This is a genomic window from Photobacterium jeanii, assembly GCF_001650345.1.
Lineage (GTDB): Bacteria > Pseudomonadota > Gammaproteobacteria > Enterobacterales > Vibrionaceae > Photobacterium > Photobacterium jeanii.
In genome coordinates, this window is the sequence record NZ_LVHF01000012.1 from 913,636 (window position 1) to 929,192 (window position 15,557).

The 15,557-nt window shown below is 44.1% G+C and carries 16 protein-coding genes; 3 read left to right on the forward strand and 13 right to left on the reverse strand.

The genetic code is table 11. The features are described 5' to 3' along the window. Nucleotides 1-20: 20 nt before the first annotated feature. The 3 genes from A3K86_RS05440 to A3K86_RS05450 form a co-directional block, all read right to left on the reverse strand. Nucleotides 21-542 carry a DUF2058 domain-containing protein gene (locus A3K86_RS05440; RefSeq protein WP_068328806.1) on the reverse strand — a complete coding sequence of 174 codons (522 nt, stop codon included), beginning with the start codon at nt 540-542 and terminating at the stop codon, nt 21-23. Nucleotides 543-632: 90 nt separating this feature from the next. Next, nucleotides 633-1,562 carry a DNA-binding transcriptional regulator DsdC gene (gene dsdC / locus A3K86_RS05445; RefSeq protein WP_269747606.1) on the reverse strand — a complete coding sequence of 310 codons (930 nt, stop codon included), beginning with the start codon at nt 1,560-1,562 and terminating at the stop codon, nt 633-635. A gap of 306 nt (nt 1,563-1,868) precedes the next feature. Then, nucleotides 1,869-2,453: a TfoX/Sxy family DNA transformation protein gene (locus A3K86_RS05450; protein ID WP_068328812.1), complete on the reverse strand. Its 585-nt coding sequence runs from the start codon at nt 2,451-2,453 to the stop codon at nt 1,869-1,871. Nucleotides 2,454-2,876: 423 nt separating this feature from the next. Here A3K86_RS05450 and A3K86_RS05455 point away from each other — a divergent pair, with 423 nt between their 5' ends. The 3 genes from A3K86_RS05455 (at nt 2,877) to A3K86_RS05465 (ending at nt 5,480) form a co-directional block, all read left to right on the forward strand. Beyond that, the gene (locus tag A3K86_RS05455) at nt 2,877-3,452 is read left to right on the forward strand and encodes an LON peptidase substrate-binding domain-containing protein (protein WP_068328814.1); all 576 of its coding nucleotides are present in this window, start codon (nt 2,877-2,879) and stop codon (nt 3,450-3,452) included. 119 nt (nt 3,453-3,571) lie between these two features. Beyond that, nucleotides 3,572-4,495, forward strand: a complete 924-nt coding sequence (locus A3K86_RS05460; RefSeq protein ID WP_068328816.1) for an HDOD domain-containing protein — start codon at nt 3,572-3,574, stop codon at nt 4,493-4,495. A gap of 85 nt (nt 4,496-4,580) precedes the next feature. Then, entirely contained in the window at nt 4,581-5,480 is a 900-nt protein-coding gene (locus A3K86_RS05465; protein ID WP_068328819.1) for a LysO family transporter, read from the forward strand. 316 nt (nt 5,481-5,796) lie between these two features. On the opposite strand, the gene ptsG is transcribed toward A3K86_RS05465, so the two are convergent. The 10 genes from ptsG to fabD form a co-directional block, all read right to left on the reverse strand. Next, entirely contained in the window at nt 5,797-7,227 is a 1,431-nt protein-coding gene (ptsG, locus tag A3K86_RS05470; RefSeq protein WP_068328821.1) for a PTS glucose transporter subunit IIBC, read from the reverse strand. Between the two features lie 463 nt (nt 7,228-7,690). After that, nucleotides 7,691-8,470: a TatD family hydrolase gene (locus A3K86_RS05475; RefSeq protein WP_068328823.1), complete on the reverse strand. Its 780-nt coding sequence runs from the start codon at nt 8,468-8,470 to the stop codon at nt 7,691-7,693. 81 nt (nt 8,471-8,551) lie between these two features. Next, nucleotides 8,552-9,517, reverse strand: coding sequence for a DNA polymerase III subunit delta' (holB, locus tag A3K86_RS05480; RefSeq protein WP_068328825.1), 966 nt, complete (start codon nt 9,515-9,517; stop codon nt 8,552-8,554). Next, nucleotides 9,518-10,147 (reverse strand): dTMP kinase, encoded by a 630-nt coding sequence (gene tmk / locus A3K86_RS05485; protein ID WP_068328827.1) that lies wholly within the window; start codon nt 10,145-10,147, stop codon nt 9,518-9,520. It abuts the gene before it with no gap. Then, complete coding sequence (gene mltG, locus A3K86_RS05490; protein WP_068328829.1) at nt 10,147-11,157, reverse strand: endolytic transglycosylase MltG; 1,011 nt, start codon at nt 11,155-11,157, stop codon at nt 10,147-10,149. The genes tmk and mltG overlap by 1 nt, the downstream gene beginning before the upstream one ends. Next, nucleotides 11,151-11,960, reverse strand: a complete 810-nt coding sequence (gene pabC / locus A3K86_RS05495; protein WP_068328830.1) for an aminodeoxychorismate lyase — start codon at nt 11,958-11,960, stop codon at nt 11,151-11,153. The genes mltG and pabC overlap by 7 nt, the downstream gene beginning before the upstream one ends. 92 nt (nt 11,961-12,052) lie before the next feature. Continuing rightward, nucleotides 12,053-13,291 carry a beta-ketoacyl-ACP synthase II gene (fabF, locus tag A3K86_RS05500; protein ID WP_068328833.1) on the reverse strand — a complete coding sequence of 413 codons (1,239 nt, stop codon included), beginning with the start codon at nt 13,289-13,291 and terminating at the stop codon, nt 12,053-12,055. An 86-nt stretch (nt 13,292-13,377) separates the two neighbouring features. After that, on the reverse strand, nt 13,378-13,614 hold the full coding sequence (gene acpP, locus A3K86_RS05505; RefSeq protein WP_007467184.1) for an acyl carrier protein: 237 nt from the start codon (nt 13,612-13,614) through the stop codon (nt 13,378-13,380). A 157-nt stretch (nt 13,615-13,771) separates the two neighbouring features. Then, a complete protein-coding gene (gene fabG, locus A3K86_RS05510) occupies nt 13,772-14,506 on the reverse strand; it encodes a 3-oxoacyl-ACP reductase FabG (RefSeq protein WP_068328835.1) in 735 nt (244 codons plus the stop codon). A gap of 53 nt (nt 14,507-14,559) precedes the next feature. After that, a complete protein-coding gene (gene fabD, locus A3K86_RS05515) occupies nt 14,560-15,483 on the reverse strand; it encodes an ACP S-malonyltransferase (RefSeq protein ID WP_068328837.1) in 924 nt (307 codons plus the stop codon). Nucleotides 15,484-15,557 lie beyond the last annotated feature (74 nt).

Below are 15,557 nucleotides of genomic sequence, written 5' to 3' on the forward strand. Positions count from 1 at the left end.
TTTTCATATTTGGCTTCGGCTTACCACATCAGATCATCAGGGATCACGAAATCTGCGTACGGATCATCTTCATCCGGCTCGTTATTCTCAACCACATTGTTGAGTACAACGATTTCTTCATCTCGTTGTGCGATCTTATCGGCAACCACACTTGAGATCACTTCATAGCCATCAGCAAAACGTACAATGGCTAAACGACCATTAACAAGCTGATCTTGCATTGTTTTATCAACGTAAATCTTTTTAACTAATGTACCGTCAGTGAAGTTGTAACCCACATCGCCATCTTTACGGTCGATACGGTTCATTTCAATCAGCTGCTTCACTTGTGCCTGAATTTCTTTCTTCTGTGCCGCTTCGTTTTTCTGGCGGTTCAGATCTTTATCTTGTTCTTGTTGGGCGATACGGTTTGCTTCAACAGCCGCTTTTGCTTCACGAGCTTGCACGCGTGATTTTTTCGACGATTTACCCGCTTTTTTCAGTTTCTTCTTATCGATCAAACCGGCTTTTAGCATTTGCTCTTGTAGGCTTAACTTGGCCATTGATACTCCATCTATAACAGCATTTTCGCATAATGGGTTATTATCCCTAGCGACTCCCTCTTGGGTCAAGTCGCAGAGATAACCGCAGGATCAAAATTCCGCAATTTCATCTAATAACCACTGCTGAAACGCTTTGATCCTCGGTGAAGCCATCCCATCTTGGCGACATACCACGTAATAACTTAGTGGTGATGTAACCGCCATATCAAAAGGCATTACCAATCTGCCATCTCTTATTTGCTCAGCAATAAATGAACGTCGTCCCATCGCGACCCCTAAACCATTTTGCGCCGCTTGCAACGCCAAATCAGCCCGATCAAAGCTACAGCTATTATCAGGTAGTTGCAGTCCATTGGTTTGTGCCCAATATTGCCACTCGTCATTGCGCCCTGCCCGTGCCCACGGCGCTGCATCGTGCAATAACATACAGGTCATGAGGTTTTCAGGATGCCCATATAGCTGATATTCCTGAGCGTACTGCGGGCTACACACAGGGATCATACTTTCATCCATCAACTTCTCTGAGTGCAGCCCTTGGTATTTACCGTGCCCAAAGTAAATTGCGCAATCAAAAGACTCGGTTTGAAAATCAACCAAGCCGTTACGGGTTCGTAAATGAAAACGTAGTGCTGGGTATTTATCAATAAAGTGTTTTAGCCTTGGTAAAAGCCAGGTTTGTGCAAAAGTTGGCGGTACAGAAACATTCAAATCACCGCTTAGCTCAAGCGTTTTCAAATCACGTAGCTCATGAGCTATATCGCCAAAATTCTGAGCAACAACGGTTTTTAACCTTTTACCCTCTTCAGTTAACAGTAATTTACGCGGCTGGCGTACAAACAACTGCACCCCAAGGCTATCTTCAAGGTTTTTGATTTTATGGCTCACCGCACTTTGGGTAAGACATAAAATTTCAGCCGCTCGAGTAAAACTCATTTGATCGGCGGCAATTAAAAAACAATGAAGGCCAGATAACACTGAACCTGTTAGCTTGGGTAACTGCATAGGTGACTGATCTTTAATATATAATTATCGATAAACATCATTATTGCAGTTTTCATGAATAAGGCATAGCGCGAGTTATTTTTTTATCGCACGAAAAAGCCCCCTTTCTTATTGCGCATAAAGAAATTTTAAAAACAAAAATAAGCATACAAAAAAGCATGCATCCGAATAATTAGCTAGCTACTGATACAAAAAAACCACCATCAATAGATGGTGGTCTGTGTAAGCTAAAGCCGCTGAGCTTTCGAGGTACCGATTCTGCACTATACACCCCGAAAGATCAGCAGCCCTTAGGCATTCTCTCTTTGGGGAGTATTTAAATAATCAACTAATAGCACTCAATAAGCTCGACTTCTGCTCTTCGTTTAGTAATGTCCAGTGGCAGCCTTGGATTGCACCAGCAAACATCCATAGTAGTTTAATGTCTAAATCTTGACCATGTACTTGGCGAACTTTACAAAAAACTTCTGATGCGCCCAGCTCCATAAAGCTTGCTACATCTTCCACACCCGCTTTTTTCACCATACGCTCCAAAGTAAGGCGCATATTGGGTAAATCACGAATGCGTTTATTCTTTTCAGCCGCTTTTGCTACTTTATCTTTACGTGCAATGTCGATAGATGCATGCACTAATTCATCGCTTAACTCACGAGATTCATGGAACAGGGGTGTAATATCGTAGTAATTCACGATAGCAGTCGTACTACGTTTAATGTGCTTAAACTTGGCACAATTTAGATCATGTAGACGTTCATCTAATGCTTCACCACCACGAAGGAATAAGGCTTTGTTCGTGATGATGGCATACATAGCGCCATCAATGAAAACGCCCATACCACCAAACATTGAACGTTTCTCATATTCGCCAAAACCGCTGAGGTAAGTAAAAAATTCTTCCTTAAACGACATAACCAATCTCTCTCCCGCAAAATTTAATGATGACAAATGTCATCTGCAACTGACTGCGTGTCAACAATTTGACTATGTCATATTGGTGGTTCGAATTCCACATATGAAACTAAAAGAGTATCTGGTATGAGATACTGGGCATATTATGCGGCACGAAAAAAGGAAAACGTGACAAAAAGAGACCAAAAAACAGAATAGTTTTGAGATGCACCGCACTATACCACTATTGACACTTCTATTTATTCATGGGCTATTTTGGGTGAACTTCACTATGATTAATAGTGTCACTCTAACATCAGGACCAAAAACAAACCAATTAAATCAACAAGTTACACCCGCACTGTTTTAATTGGCTTATTTTTTAAGCTCTATTTTTTATTAATAAAAAACTCAAAAAAGCATCAGTTACAGATCAGGCTCAAAATGACTAAAATCGCACTTTTACCGCATACCAACCACTTAATGCCCAATGGGAGAATGGAGATTACTCTAATTGAGCCTCGCCATTTACGAATGATGAAAGATGCACTGTCAGAAAAGCGACGCTTCGCCCTTTGTATGCTCAATGAAGAGCAAAAACACGCAGAAATAAAGCAATTACCAGCCATTGCAACTTTAGTGCGGATCCTAGACTTCAATCAAACCGAAGAAGGCTTTATTAGTTTGATCGTTGAAGGGGAGCATTGTGTCAAACTCACGGCGGTTTATCATGAATTCGATGGACTCTTTAGCGCTGATGTGACCCCACTATTAAAGTGGCCAACTCAACCAACCGATACCACCACTGTTCAACTCGCCGATCGGCTAGAGGCCTACTTTTCATCAAATCCAGATAAAAAAGCGTACTACGATGATTTTCCTTATGACGATATTTGTTGGGTTAGCCTACGCTGGATTGAAATTATGCCAATTGAAGTCCACTACAAGCAGTTGCTTATGGCGCAAGACTCTCCAAAACTGACCATTCGCTTCTTACTCAAACTTTTTGAAAACACATAAATAAAATGCATATTATTTTTAATTTGTACGGGTTTATCACAAACTATTATTAAAGATTGCTTAGAATTATTCCGCTGTGATATTGATAGATCTAATAGGTACCACTCTTCAACTTTTATATGAATCATGTTTCTTTTTTCTGGTTGCTACCAGAAAATCAAAAGATAGTTAAAGGCTTAGAATCTGAATTCTGTGCCCTTGTAAAAGATGCGATCAAGCAAGATCGTTTAATTCTTCCCCCCATCCCTGATGTTCTGGCACGCTTATTCCAACTCTGTAAGCAAGAAGAGACGACGGTTGGCGATGTCGCAGAGCTACTCATTGATGACCCAAGTATTGCAGCATTAATCATCAAGACTTCGAATACCGTAATTTTCAATCGCCGTAACGTAATCTGCCATGATATTTTTACCGCAGTTTCACGACTGGGGATCTTCCGTGTGAGGGATATCGTTACCGCTCATACCATCCAAAAGCTGAAAGCCAATGCTAATTTCAGCGTCGAGTGTAATGCCATACTGAAAAACAGCGCTCACAACTCGCGTCAACTTGCTGCAACAATGGCAGTTATCGCTAGTAAGTTACCGGTTGATGACAAAACACAATTAAAACTAGAAGTAGATAAATGCCTACTTACTGGCTTAATTGCAGATATAGGCTTATTTGGCCTAATCAATGAATACCAAGCTTATCTCGACTCTGGGAACTATATCGATCTCGACATTGCCAAATACATTTTTGACCACTGCTGCGCAAAAAGCAGTGAAACTATTCTTAGGCATTGGGGGTTCGATGATGACTTTTTGGCGGTTGCCACCAATACAAAGCCCAACCCTTACCCAGGCAGTTTGAGCAGTCGATATTTAGATATCGCCCGTATGGCAAATCATTTACTGATGTTCCGCAACCAAGACTCAGACATTGATGACCACGAAATCGAATTAGATTTACACAGTGCTGAAGTCATGTATGAGCTTACAAACCTAGCACCATCACAGTTTGACGATATCACCAAAGAAGCTTTACATAACAGTGGACTTTGATCACTGCATCTAATCGCATTATGTGATTGCTGAAAACTAGCGCTGTTGATAATCTAGCCAAAAATTAACAGCGCTTAGGATTCGTATGTTTTCAGGGATGTTTTATATATTTCTACCGTTAATTGTTGGCTATCTTATTCCAGTCACCAAAAAATCCATTCTGGACTTCATCAATAAACAAACCAGCCGTTTAGTCTTAGTGATTTTGAGCTTAATGGGATTAAGCCTCGCGGGGTTAGACAACCTTGGCCAAAATCTGCATCAGATCTTACTCTATACCTTCACTTTTTTTACCGCTATCAGTGTTTGTAACCTTATCGCACTCCCTTTGATAGACAAGATCTTACCTGTAGAGACGGAGCTAAAGCATCAAACACTACTGCTATCTGAAATGATGATGGAGTCAGTGCGATTGATACTGGTCGTTGCAGGAGGGTTAGTGGTTGGTCTCATGCTTAGCATGGATTTGTCTTGGGTGGATACTGCCAGTGAAAGCATATTGCTACTGTTGTTATTTTTAATAGGGATCCAGCTACGTAACAGTGGCATGACCCTGAAACAGATTTTACTCAATAAAAACGGCATGTTAATCGCAGCCACCATCATAGTAACTTCGCTGCTAGGTGGGTTAATTGGCGCCACACTATTAGGCATACCACTTAAAAATGGCCTTGCAATGGCATCAGGCTTTGGTTGGTACTCTCTTTCAGGCATTCTAATGGGCGACGGCTTAGGACCAGTCTACGGTGGTGCATCGTTTTTAAACGAATTGCTAAGAGAATTAGTGGCGTTAAGTTTGATTCCAATGCTTATTCGCCGTTACCCAAATACGTCAATTGGTTACGCAGGCGCTACCGCAATGGATTTCACTTTACCGATAATACAAAACTGTGGCGGTATTCGTTGTGTACCAATCGCAATTGTCAGTGGTTTCATTCTAAGCTTAACCGTTCCTTTCCTCATGTTGTTTTTCTTATCGCTCTAAGCGATGAATCAACATAAAAACCACTTCTGTTATAACTATCTCGGTACCTCTCGATATAAGAGTGGTACCAAGAACAAAGTCCGTCCTGACAACATCATTGCTCTGTTTTACTCACAACCACCTTATTCGATTGCTATAGTAGCCTCTACAGCGTTTTGCTTTCGACAGCACCCTACCTATCAAGCCAACCAATACGTGTAACCAGTTGCTCTTACAGGGCTTATTAGCGGGTATGTTTTTCCAATTCAGCTAATACGTAAAAAAGAAAAAGGGAAGCCGAAGCTTCCCTTTAAGATTATGTACTCAGTGATGAGGATTAGTTGTTACGAATCCACTCGTCCATGTCTGATTTAAGGTTGTCAGACTTAGTACCGAAGATAGCTTGAACACCGCTACCTGCAACCACAACACCAGCTGCACCAAGTTTCTTAAGTTGTTCTTGGTTTACGTTTTCAACGTTAGCTACAGATACACGTAGACGTGTGATACAAGCGTCTAGACCTGTGATGTTGTCTTTACCTCCGAATGCCATTACTAGGTCTTTCGCTAGCTCTGAACCTTCAACTGCAGCATCGCCATTTTCTTCTTCGTCTTCACGACCTGGAGTTTTCAGATCAAGAGTACGGATAACAGTGCGGAATACTACGTAGTAAAGAACTGCGTAACCAACACCTAGCGCTACTAGTAGCAGCATGTTTTCTGCACGAGGGGATTGTACGATGAAGTCGATGAAACCGTTCGAGAACGTGTGACCGTGTACAACACCTAGTGAGTTAGTTAGTACATACGCTAGACCAGATAGAACCGCGTGGATTCCGTATAGTACTGGTGCGATGAATAGGAATGAGAACTCGATTGGTTCTGTGATACCTGTTAGGAACGAAGTCAGTGCCGCAGAAGCCATGATACCCATTACTTTCGCACGGTTTTCAGGCTTAGCAGAGTGAGCAATCGCGATTGCTGCTGCTGGAAGACCGAACATCTTGAATAGGTAACCACCTGCAAGCTGACCGAAACCGTTACCTGCCGCACGAGATGCGTCATCTGCAGTTAGGAAACAAGTCATGATACCGTTCACTTGCTCACCCGCGTTGTTCACACAGCTACCAGCTTCGTAGAAGAATGGTACGTTCCAGATGTGGTGTAGACCGAATGGAATTAGTGAACGCTCAACCACACCGTAGATACCGAATGCAGTTACAGGGTTTTGGTTTGCAGCCCAATCAGAGAAAGAAGCAATTGCACCGCCGATAGGTGGCCAGATGAAAGATAGAACCACACCTAGTGCAATAGAAACGAAACCTGTGATGATTGGCACTGCACGCTTACCAGCGAAGAAGCCTAGGTACTCAGGAAGTTGAATACGGAAGAAGCGGTTAAATGCCCAACCAGCAACACCACCCGCTAGGATACCACCTAGAACACCAGTATCGATGCTATCCACACCCATTACTGATGCCATCACGCTTAGTGTTGCAGCCATGATGCCGTAACCAACGATAGCAGAAAGACCTGCAACACCGTCGTTGTTTGTAAAGCCAAGTGCAACACCTACTGCGAATAGTAGTGGCATTTGACCAAATACGGAACCACCTGCCTGTTCCATGATGTGTGAAACGATTTCTGGTAGCCAGCTAAAGTTAGCGGCACCAACACCTAGTAAAATACCCGCAACCGGCAGAACCGATACAGGCAGCATAAGTGCCTTACCGACTTTCTGAAGGCTAGCAAATAGGTTTTTAAACATATTGTGCTCCTGAGTGAATGTATTGTTTAGTTTGAATCGGTACTAGCGGCATACCCCCGTAGCCATAATGCTAGACCTTTTTTATATATTTCGGCATCAGTATAAAATGCGGGAGCAAATATAACTTGATGACAATCATAAATACCAACACAGGCTGAAATATAATTTCAAAACATAATACAGATCACAGTCAGTTTTTAAGCCTAACCGAAGCTTTTTGAGGCTATTATCAATTATAAACCATTGATATAAAACAGGTAAGTAAACATCAAACTGCAGAAAATGGGATTTTTATGCAGTTTTCAATCTTGTAACGCTTGTTATTTTACGTAACAAAACTACATTTTATGGAAAATCAATAAATATGGGTGATAAACCATCAACTCTGGTTATACCACTGGCGAATTATCAACAAAATGAGTAAACATTAAAACCAGAGGGACATAAGTCCCTCTGAATTCAATTATTTATTTTTCGCGCGCGAAAAAAGTTTAAAGAAGTTTTCAGTAGTCACTTTGGCGACTTCTTCACCAGAAACGCCTTTGAGTAAACCAATATAGTCTGCAACTTCCTTCACATATGCAGGTTGGTTTTGCTTACCACGGTAAGGCATAGGTGCAAGGTACGGTGAATCTGTTTCAACCAGTAGACGCTCAAGCGGCAATTGGCTAACAACATTCTTAAGATCTGCCGCCTTGTTAAACGTCACGATGCCTGAGATTGAAATGTAGAAGCCCAGCTCAATCGCTTCTAATGCCATTTCTAAACTTTCAGTAAAGCAGTGCAAAACTCCACCACACTTTTCTGCCCCCTCTTCGCGAAGGATACGCATGGTGTCTTCACGCGCCATACGAGTGTGAATAATCAATGGTTTATTTAGCTCCACCGCCAAGCGTACTTGCTGACGAAAGACATCTTGCTGAGCCTGTGCTAATTCAGGTTGGTAATGGTAATCCAAGCCTGTTTCACCAATGGCCACCACACGCTCGTGCTGGGCATACTCTTTCAGCTGCTCGTAATCAAACCCAGATTCAATATCAAGCGGGTGAACACCACATGAAGCAAACACGTTATCGTGCGGCTCAATCATTGCCATCATCTCAGGGAAACTACGCAGCGTTACGCCGACTGATAGAAAGTACTCAACACCACGCGCTTTCGCTTTAGCTAACACATCATCGATCCCTGTATGCAGCTGCTCGTAGTCCAGTTTGTCAAGGTGACAATGTGAATCAACTAACACAATCTTTACCTCTAATAAATAAACAGGGCTGTAAATCAGCCCTGATGTTAATGTTTGTATAATAAGAATAACGGTTGGTGATCAGTTTTCAGTTAAGAAAGTACTTAACCACTCAACAATCAACAACTCATCATTTAAGCCAGTATGCTTCTGTAATTGTTGATGAAGCTTATTAATCTGTCGAGCCTGACGGATCAGGGTGGCAGCAGGCACTGCTTGCGCAACCTTTTGAACCCAAGAGGCAGACTCTCGGTGAACCAAACACTGTCCTGCGCCTTGCTGAAGTTTAATACAGTCTAAAAGGAAAAAGCTCAGCCATTGTAGGCTTATTGTGCCCTCTCCAGCACACAAGCCTGCCACGTCGTACAACCCAGTATGAGGCGGTTGTAGATACGTTGCGAAGGCTTCGACTAACTTACCATGACGAATATCTTGCCCTTGCTCAATAAACTGTAACGTCGCTAAAGGCGCACCACAGTTTAGGCGTACAGCTTCTGTTTTAATCGACTGCATTAACTGCATTTCAACCCAATGTTGGGTTTGTGCTTCATCGGGAACAGATAAGCGCCACTTATTACAACGACTGACGATTGTTGGCAGTAAGCTATCGAGTGACTGCGCTGTAAGAATAAACTGACAGTTCTCAGGCGGCTCTTCCAAAGTTTTTAACAAGGCATTGGCTGCCGCTTCACCTAACGCATCTGCATTTTCAATTAAGATCACGCGACGTCCACCAAGCTGGGAGGTTTCTACCGCCCAACGATTACATTGGCGTACAGCATCAACGCTGATCTGCTTACCTTCTTGTTCAGGCTTAATAACATGAAAATCAGGGTGTGTTTGTGCGGCCAATAACTGGCAAGCGTGACACATACCACACGCTTCGGTGTAGCCATTTTGGCAAAGTACGGTATGTGCTAAGTGCCTCGCCAACTCACCTCGACCACTGCCCTTGGCAGCGGTTAACAAAATAGCGTGGTGCAGACGGTTTTGCTCCAGCAATTGCTGCCACTTTTCCCACAATGTTTGCTGCCACGGATACAACATTTACTGCCTCTCCAACCATGCAGTTAACGCCGTGGTAATGTCGTGCGTTACCGCTTCAAGGCTCTGGCTGGCATCAATGATCACCACCCTTGGGTCATTCTCTGATAACTCAAGAAAACGAGCACGAGCACGGTGGAAGAAATCAATATTCATTTTTTCAATACGATCCAACTCACCTCGACCACGTGCACGCTCTAAGCCCAATACTGGGTCGATATCCATGTAGATCGTCAAATCAGGGCGAAAATCACCCAACACAGTATCACGCAAATTTTGCATGACACCTTGATCGAAGCCACGACCACCACCTTGGTACGCTTGAGATGACATATCGTGACGATCACCAACCACCCAGCGACCTGCGTTTAAGGCTGGCTTAATCACATTGTCCACCAGCTGGATACGAGCAGCATAAAGCAGTAATAGCTCAGCCATATCGGTTAGCGGCTCATCTGGGTGTCCTTCTTTCACTAAGGTACGCATTTGTTCAGCCAGTGGGGTGCCACCAGGTTCACGGGTTGATTCAGGATCATGAATCCCATGTTTTGCCAGTGTTGCTACCACTTGGTTGATAGCTGTACTTTTCCCTGCCCCTTCAAGGCCTTCAATTACAATAAATTTACCAGTCATTATTTTCTTAGCGTTCTTAGGTAAGCGCGTACCGCGCGATTATGTTCACTTAATGATTTTGAAAACTTGTGACCGCCTTTACCGTCAGCCACGAAGTAATAATATTTGCTCGATTCAGGCTTCACGGCCGCAAGCACAGAAGCTTTACTTGGCATCGCAATCGGTGTTGGCGGTAAACCAAAGATGGTATAGGTGTTGTAAGGTGTTGGCGTACGTAGGTCTTTCTTACGAATATTACCCTTGTACTTATCGCCCATACCATAAATCACCGTTGGATCTGTTTGTAGGCGCATTCCTTTGTTCAAACGGTTCATAAACACAGATGACACCAAGGTGCGCTCGCTATCCACTGCGGTTTCTTTCTCGATAATCGAAGCCATGATTAAAGCTTCATATGGATTTTTCAGTGGAATAGTTTGATCACGCTTTTGCCACGCATCATTTAAGACGTGTTGCATCGATTGATATGCACGACGTAACAATTCGATATCAGCGGTTCCCGCTGTGTAGTGGTAGGTTTCCGGCAGCAAATAGCCTTCAAGCTTATCCGCTTTAGCACCTATCGCTTTGGCGATCTCAGCTTCAGACATCCCCTCCAGTGAGTGCGATAAATGCGGCGCTTTAGTCAGTTGATTTACCCAATCGCTAAAACGATCGCCTTCAACCAAGGTGATTGCAAACTGGTGCTCCTTGCCTGAGGTCAATAATGCCAATACAGATTGTAAATCCATATCAGGCTGAATTTGGTATGTTCCGACTTTAACATGAGCAAGCGACGGCTCTAGCTTTACCACCCAACGTGTCCAGCGCGTTTGCTCAATGATCCCTTCGTTATCGAGTTGGTTCAGTACGCCACGGAAGCTTGTACCAGGAGATACGGTAAATAACTGTGCTTGGCTATGCACAACGGGCTGGGAAAGCGATGCCACTACTTGCTGGTAAACCCATCCAATGGAACCAGCAGCAGCTACTGCCAGTAATACAATCGCGAGAAATAACTTCTTCAGCACGAATACAACCTCTTGTTTAACTCGGTAAGCGCAGTACGCTCTGTAAAGTAAGTATCGTTAATTTGATTAACCGGCACCAATGCCATCAGGGCATTAGTAATAAAGACTTCGTCAGCACAAAGCAATGTATCAAGCTGGGATTTGACAATTTGCAAACAATACGGCGTCGACGCAACCAATCGAATCACTTGCTCCCGCATCACACCACACACACCTGCCATCGACAAATCAGGGGTATACAAGGTTTGGTCTTTACGCCAAAAAATATTCGATGCCGATGTTTCGACTACTTGCCCTAATACATCCCGCACCACGGCATCTTGCCAGCCTTGTTGCTCAATTTCCTGCTTTAGCAGCACCTGCTCTAAACGATTGAGATGCTTATGACCTGCCAGCATTGGTGTCAGTCCTAATGCTTGCTGGCACACCCCTAACGCAATACCTTGTTGCTGCCAATCGTGATAATGGTGCGGCCATTGCGCTGTGGTGATCACAACATTTGGATTATGACACCCTGCAGGGCTATATCCTCGCCCACCGCTACCACGACTGATCAATACTTTAATCACACCTAAATCAGTAAAGCCTGCCGCAAGCTGGCTCACTTCCTGCGTTAACCATTGCCAATCAGGATGCGGGATCGCTAAAGCGTCCAAGGTGCGTTGAAAGCGTGCCAGATGTAAATCCCACAACCAAGGCAGCCCATTTTTCACACACAGGGTGGTAAAACAGCCATCGCCATATTGAGTTGCACGATCGGTGACAATAAGTTGTTCAGCTTCACAGCCATTAATTCGCGCCATTTACCGCATTCCCTGATCACAACTTAAAATTAAAGCCAAAAAAAACGGCCCGGTATTACTACCGGGCCGCCTTATGATAACACAGGTTACGATTAAATTTTCTTGAACAGTAGAGAACCGTTCGTGCCACCGAAACCAAAAGAGTTACACAGTGCGTACTCTAGGTTTACTTGACGCGCTTCACCTGCAACGTAGTCTAGATCACAACCTTCATCTGGATTCTCTAGGTTGATTGTTGGCGGAACAGCCTGATCAACTAGTGTCATTGCCGTGATGATTGCTTCAACCGAACCAGCTGCACCTAGTAGGTGACCTGTCATCGACTTAGTTGAAGATACCAGTACGTTATCAACCGCTGCACCCATAGCACGCTTAATACCAAGGGTTTCTGCAACGTCACCTGCTGGTGTTGAAGTACCGTGTGCATTGATGTAACCAATTTGGTCAGCGTTAATACCCGCATCACGGATACACGCTTCCATTGCCAATGCACCACCTGAACCGTCTGCGCTTGGTGAAGTCATGTGGTAAGCATCACCACTCATACCAAAACCAACAAGTTCAGCATAGATTTTCGCGCCACGCGCTTTCGCATGTTCGTACTCTTCCAGTACCATCATGCCTGCACCGTCACCTAGAACGAAACCGTCACGCTCTTTGTCCCATGGACGTGAAGCGCCTTGCGGATCATCGTTACGAGTAGACAGCGCTTTAGCCGCTGCGAAGCCGCCCATACCTAGTGGCGTTGATGCTTTTTCCGCACCACCCGCTAGCATAGCGTCAGCATCGCCGTAAGCGATCATACGTGCAGCGTGACCAATGTTATGAAGGCCAGTTGTACACGCAGTAGAAATTGCAATATTTGGACCACGTAGACCGTGCATGATCGACATGTGACCAGCAATCATGTTTACGATAGTCGATGGAACAAAGAACGGGCTAATTTTGCGCGGACCTTTTTCCATTAGAGATTGATGGTTAGCTTCAATAAGACCTAGACCACCAATACCAGAACCGATAGCAACACCAAAACGTGGTGCATTTTCTTCAGTAACTTCAATACCAGAGTCTTTCAGAGCTTGTACGCCAGCTGCGATACCGTATTGGATAAACAAATCCATTTTACGAGCATCTTTTTTAGACATGTAGTCTTCACAATTGAAGTCTTTTACCATACCAGCAAAACGGGTAGCAAAAGCACTAGCATCGAAATGCTCAATATTGCTAATACCACTTGTACCAGCTAGTAGTGCTTTCCAAGAAGAATCTACTGTATTGCCTACAGGCGACAGCATACCCATGCCAGTAACAACAACGCGACGCTTTGACACGATCTCTTTCTCCGGGAATTGGGGTTTAAAACAAGGAATGTAAAATAAATAAGGCGGTCATGGTGACCGCCTTGAGGAGTTCTTAATTACTCAGAAGCGCCAACAACGTAGTCGATTGCAGCTTGAACTGTAGTAATTTTTTCAGCTTCTTCGTCTGGAATCTCAGTGTCGAATTCTTCTTCAAGAGCCATTACTAGTTCAACTGTGTCTAGAGAGTCAGCACCTAGATCATCTACGAAAGAAGCTTCGTTTTTAACTTCTGCTTCGTCTACACCTAGTTGCTCAACGATGATTTTTTTTACGCGTTCTTCGATGTTGCTCATTAATCTATTTCCTTAAAACAAGAATTCGCTAATGCGATTTGCTGTAGTTTATTCATTACTACAAAAGTTGCAACTCTCTCAATGCTGGTCAAACCACGATTTTGCATGAAATTACGTTGAGTTTGACTTGTATCATCAAGCACTGCAACTTTTTTGGTTAAATCATGTACATGCCGCCGTTTACGTGCAACGTTTCACCAGTTACGTAACCTGCATCTTCAGACGCAAGGAAAGCAACCGCTGCCGCGATTTCACGTGGGTCACCCAGACGACCTGCTGGTACGCTTGCAAGTGTAGCAGCACGTTGGTCATCATTCAGGGCTTTTGTCATGTCAGTTTCAATAAAGCCTGGTGCAACAGCGTTTACAGTGATGCCACGAGAAGCAACTTCACGCGCCATTGACTTAGTAAAACCAATTAAGCCTGCTTTCGCTGCCGCATAGTTGGTTTGACCCGCATTACCCATAGTACCCACTACAGAGCCGATGCTGATGATACGACCATGACGCTTCTTCATCATAGCGCGTAATACCGCTTTAGACAGACGGAAAATCGACGTCAGGTTAGTATCCATGATGTCTTGCCATTCGTCGTCTTTCATACGCATAAGCAGGTTATCGCGAGTAATACCAGCGTTGTTAACCAAGATATCTACATCGCCGTATTGCTCTTTAATTTGCTTAAGAACAGACTCGATAGATTCTGGTGATGTAACGTTTAGCGCCAGACCTTTACCGTTTTCACCCAAGTACTCGCTGATTGCATCAGCACCTTTCTCAGATGTTGCAGTACCGATTACAGTTGCACCACGCTCGACTAAAATTTCAGCGATTGCGCGACCGATACCACGGCTTGCACCTGTCACTAGTGCAATTTTACCTTCCAGGCTCATTGTTATTCCTCTTTATATCAATGTGACTTCGTGGCTAGCTTTTCGCCAGTAACTTATTTCGCCGCTTCTAGAGAAGCAGGATCATTCACTGCAGAGCCACCAAGTGCGCGATTAATACGCTTAGTTAGGCCAGTAAGAACTTTACCTGGGCCCATTTCTAGCAACTGCTCAATACCTTCTTCAGCCATACGCTCTACAGACTCAGTCCAACGAACTGGGCCGTATAGCTGTTTAACCAACGCAGCTTTAATTGCGGCAGGATCTGTTTCTGTCGCCACGTCAGCATTGTTGATTACAGGAATAGCAGGTGCATTAAATGTGATGTTTTCAAGTGCTACTGCTAGTTTGTCAGCAGCAGGCTTCATTAGTTCACAGTGTGAAGGCACAGAAACAGGTAGTGGTAGTGCACGCTTAGCACCCGCTTCTTTACATAGTGCGCCAGCACGCTCAACGGCTTCTTTGTTACCTGCGATAACTACCTGACCCGGTGAGTTAAAGTTAACAGGTGAAACCACTTGGCCTTGTGCCGCTTCTTCACAAGCTTTCGCAATTGCGTCGTTATCTAGACCGATGATTGCAGACATCGCACCAACACCCGCTGGTACTGCTTCTTGCATTAGTTGGCCTCGTAGTTCAACCAGCTTCACCGCTTCTTTGAAATCGATAACACCAGCACATACTAGTGCTGAGTATTCACCTAGGCTGTGACCCGCAAGTACTGTTGGTTGCTCACCGCCCTGCTCTTGCCATACACGCCAGATTGCAACAGATGCAGTCAAAAGTGCAGGTTGAGTACGGTGAGTTTGGTTTAGATCTTCTGCTGGACCGTTTTGAACCAGTGCCCATAGGTCGTAACCTAGTGCTTCTGATGCTTCAGCAAAAGTTTGTTTAACAACGTCAAACTGCTCTGCTAGTTCAGCTAGCATGCCAACAGCTTGAGAACCCTGACCAGGGAATACAATCGCGAACTTAGACATTCGAGAATCCTTATTCATTTTCACTGACACAACCGTCAGTGTTTATTCTTGCTACCGCTTACTAAATGTAAGCC

Bases quoted from the DNA above. Each gene is read 5' to 3' on its own strand.
- A3K86_RS05460 (WP_068328816.1), top strand. From the start codon at position 3,572: ATGAATCATGTTTCTTTTTTCTGGTTGCTACCAGAAAATCAAAAGATA.
- A3K86_RS05450 (WP_068328812.1), bottom strand. From the start codon at position 2,453: ATGTCGTTTAAGGAAGAATTTTTTACTTACCTCAGCGGTTTTGGCGAA.
- pabC (WP_068328830.1), bottom strand. From the start codon at position 11,960: ATGGCGCGAATTAATGGCTGTGAAGCTGAACAACTTATTGTCACCGAT.
- A3K86_RS05465 (WP_068328819.1), top strand. From the start codon at position 4,581: ATGTTTTCAGGGATGTTTTATATATTTCTACCGTTAATTGTTGGCTAT.
- holB (WP_068328825.1), bottom strand. From the start codon at position 9,517: ATGTTGTATCCGTGGCAGCAAACATTGTGGGAAAAGTGGCAGCAATTG.
- acpP (WP_007467184.1), bottom strand. From the start codon at position 13,614: ATGAGCAACATCGAAGAACGCGTAAAAAAAATCATCGTTGAGCAACTA.
- tmk (WP_068328827.1), bottom strand. From the start codon at position 10,147: ATGACTGGTAAATTTATTGTAATTGAAGGCCTTGAAGGGGCAGGGAAA.
- A3K86_RS05440 (WP_068328806.1), bottom strand. From the start codon at position 542: ATGGCCAAGTTAAGCCTACAAGAGCAAATGCTAAAAGCCGGTTTGATC.
- ptsG (WP_068328821.1), bottom strand. From the start codon at position 7,227: ATGTTTAAAAACCTATTTGCTAGCCTTCAGAAAGTCGGTAAGGCACTT.
- fabG (WP_068328835.1), bottom strand. From the start codon at position 14,506: ATGAGCCTGGAAGGTAAAATTGCACTAGTGACAGGTGCAAGCCGTGGT.
- fabD (WP_068328837.1), bottom strand. From the start codon at position 15,483: ATGTCTAAGTTCGCGATTGTATTCCCTGGTCAGGGTTCTCAAGCTGTT.
- A3K86_RS05455 (WP_068328814.1), top strand. From the start codon at position 2,877: ATGACTAAAATCGCACTTTTACCGCATACCAACCACTTAATGCCCAAT.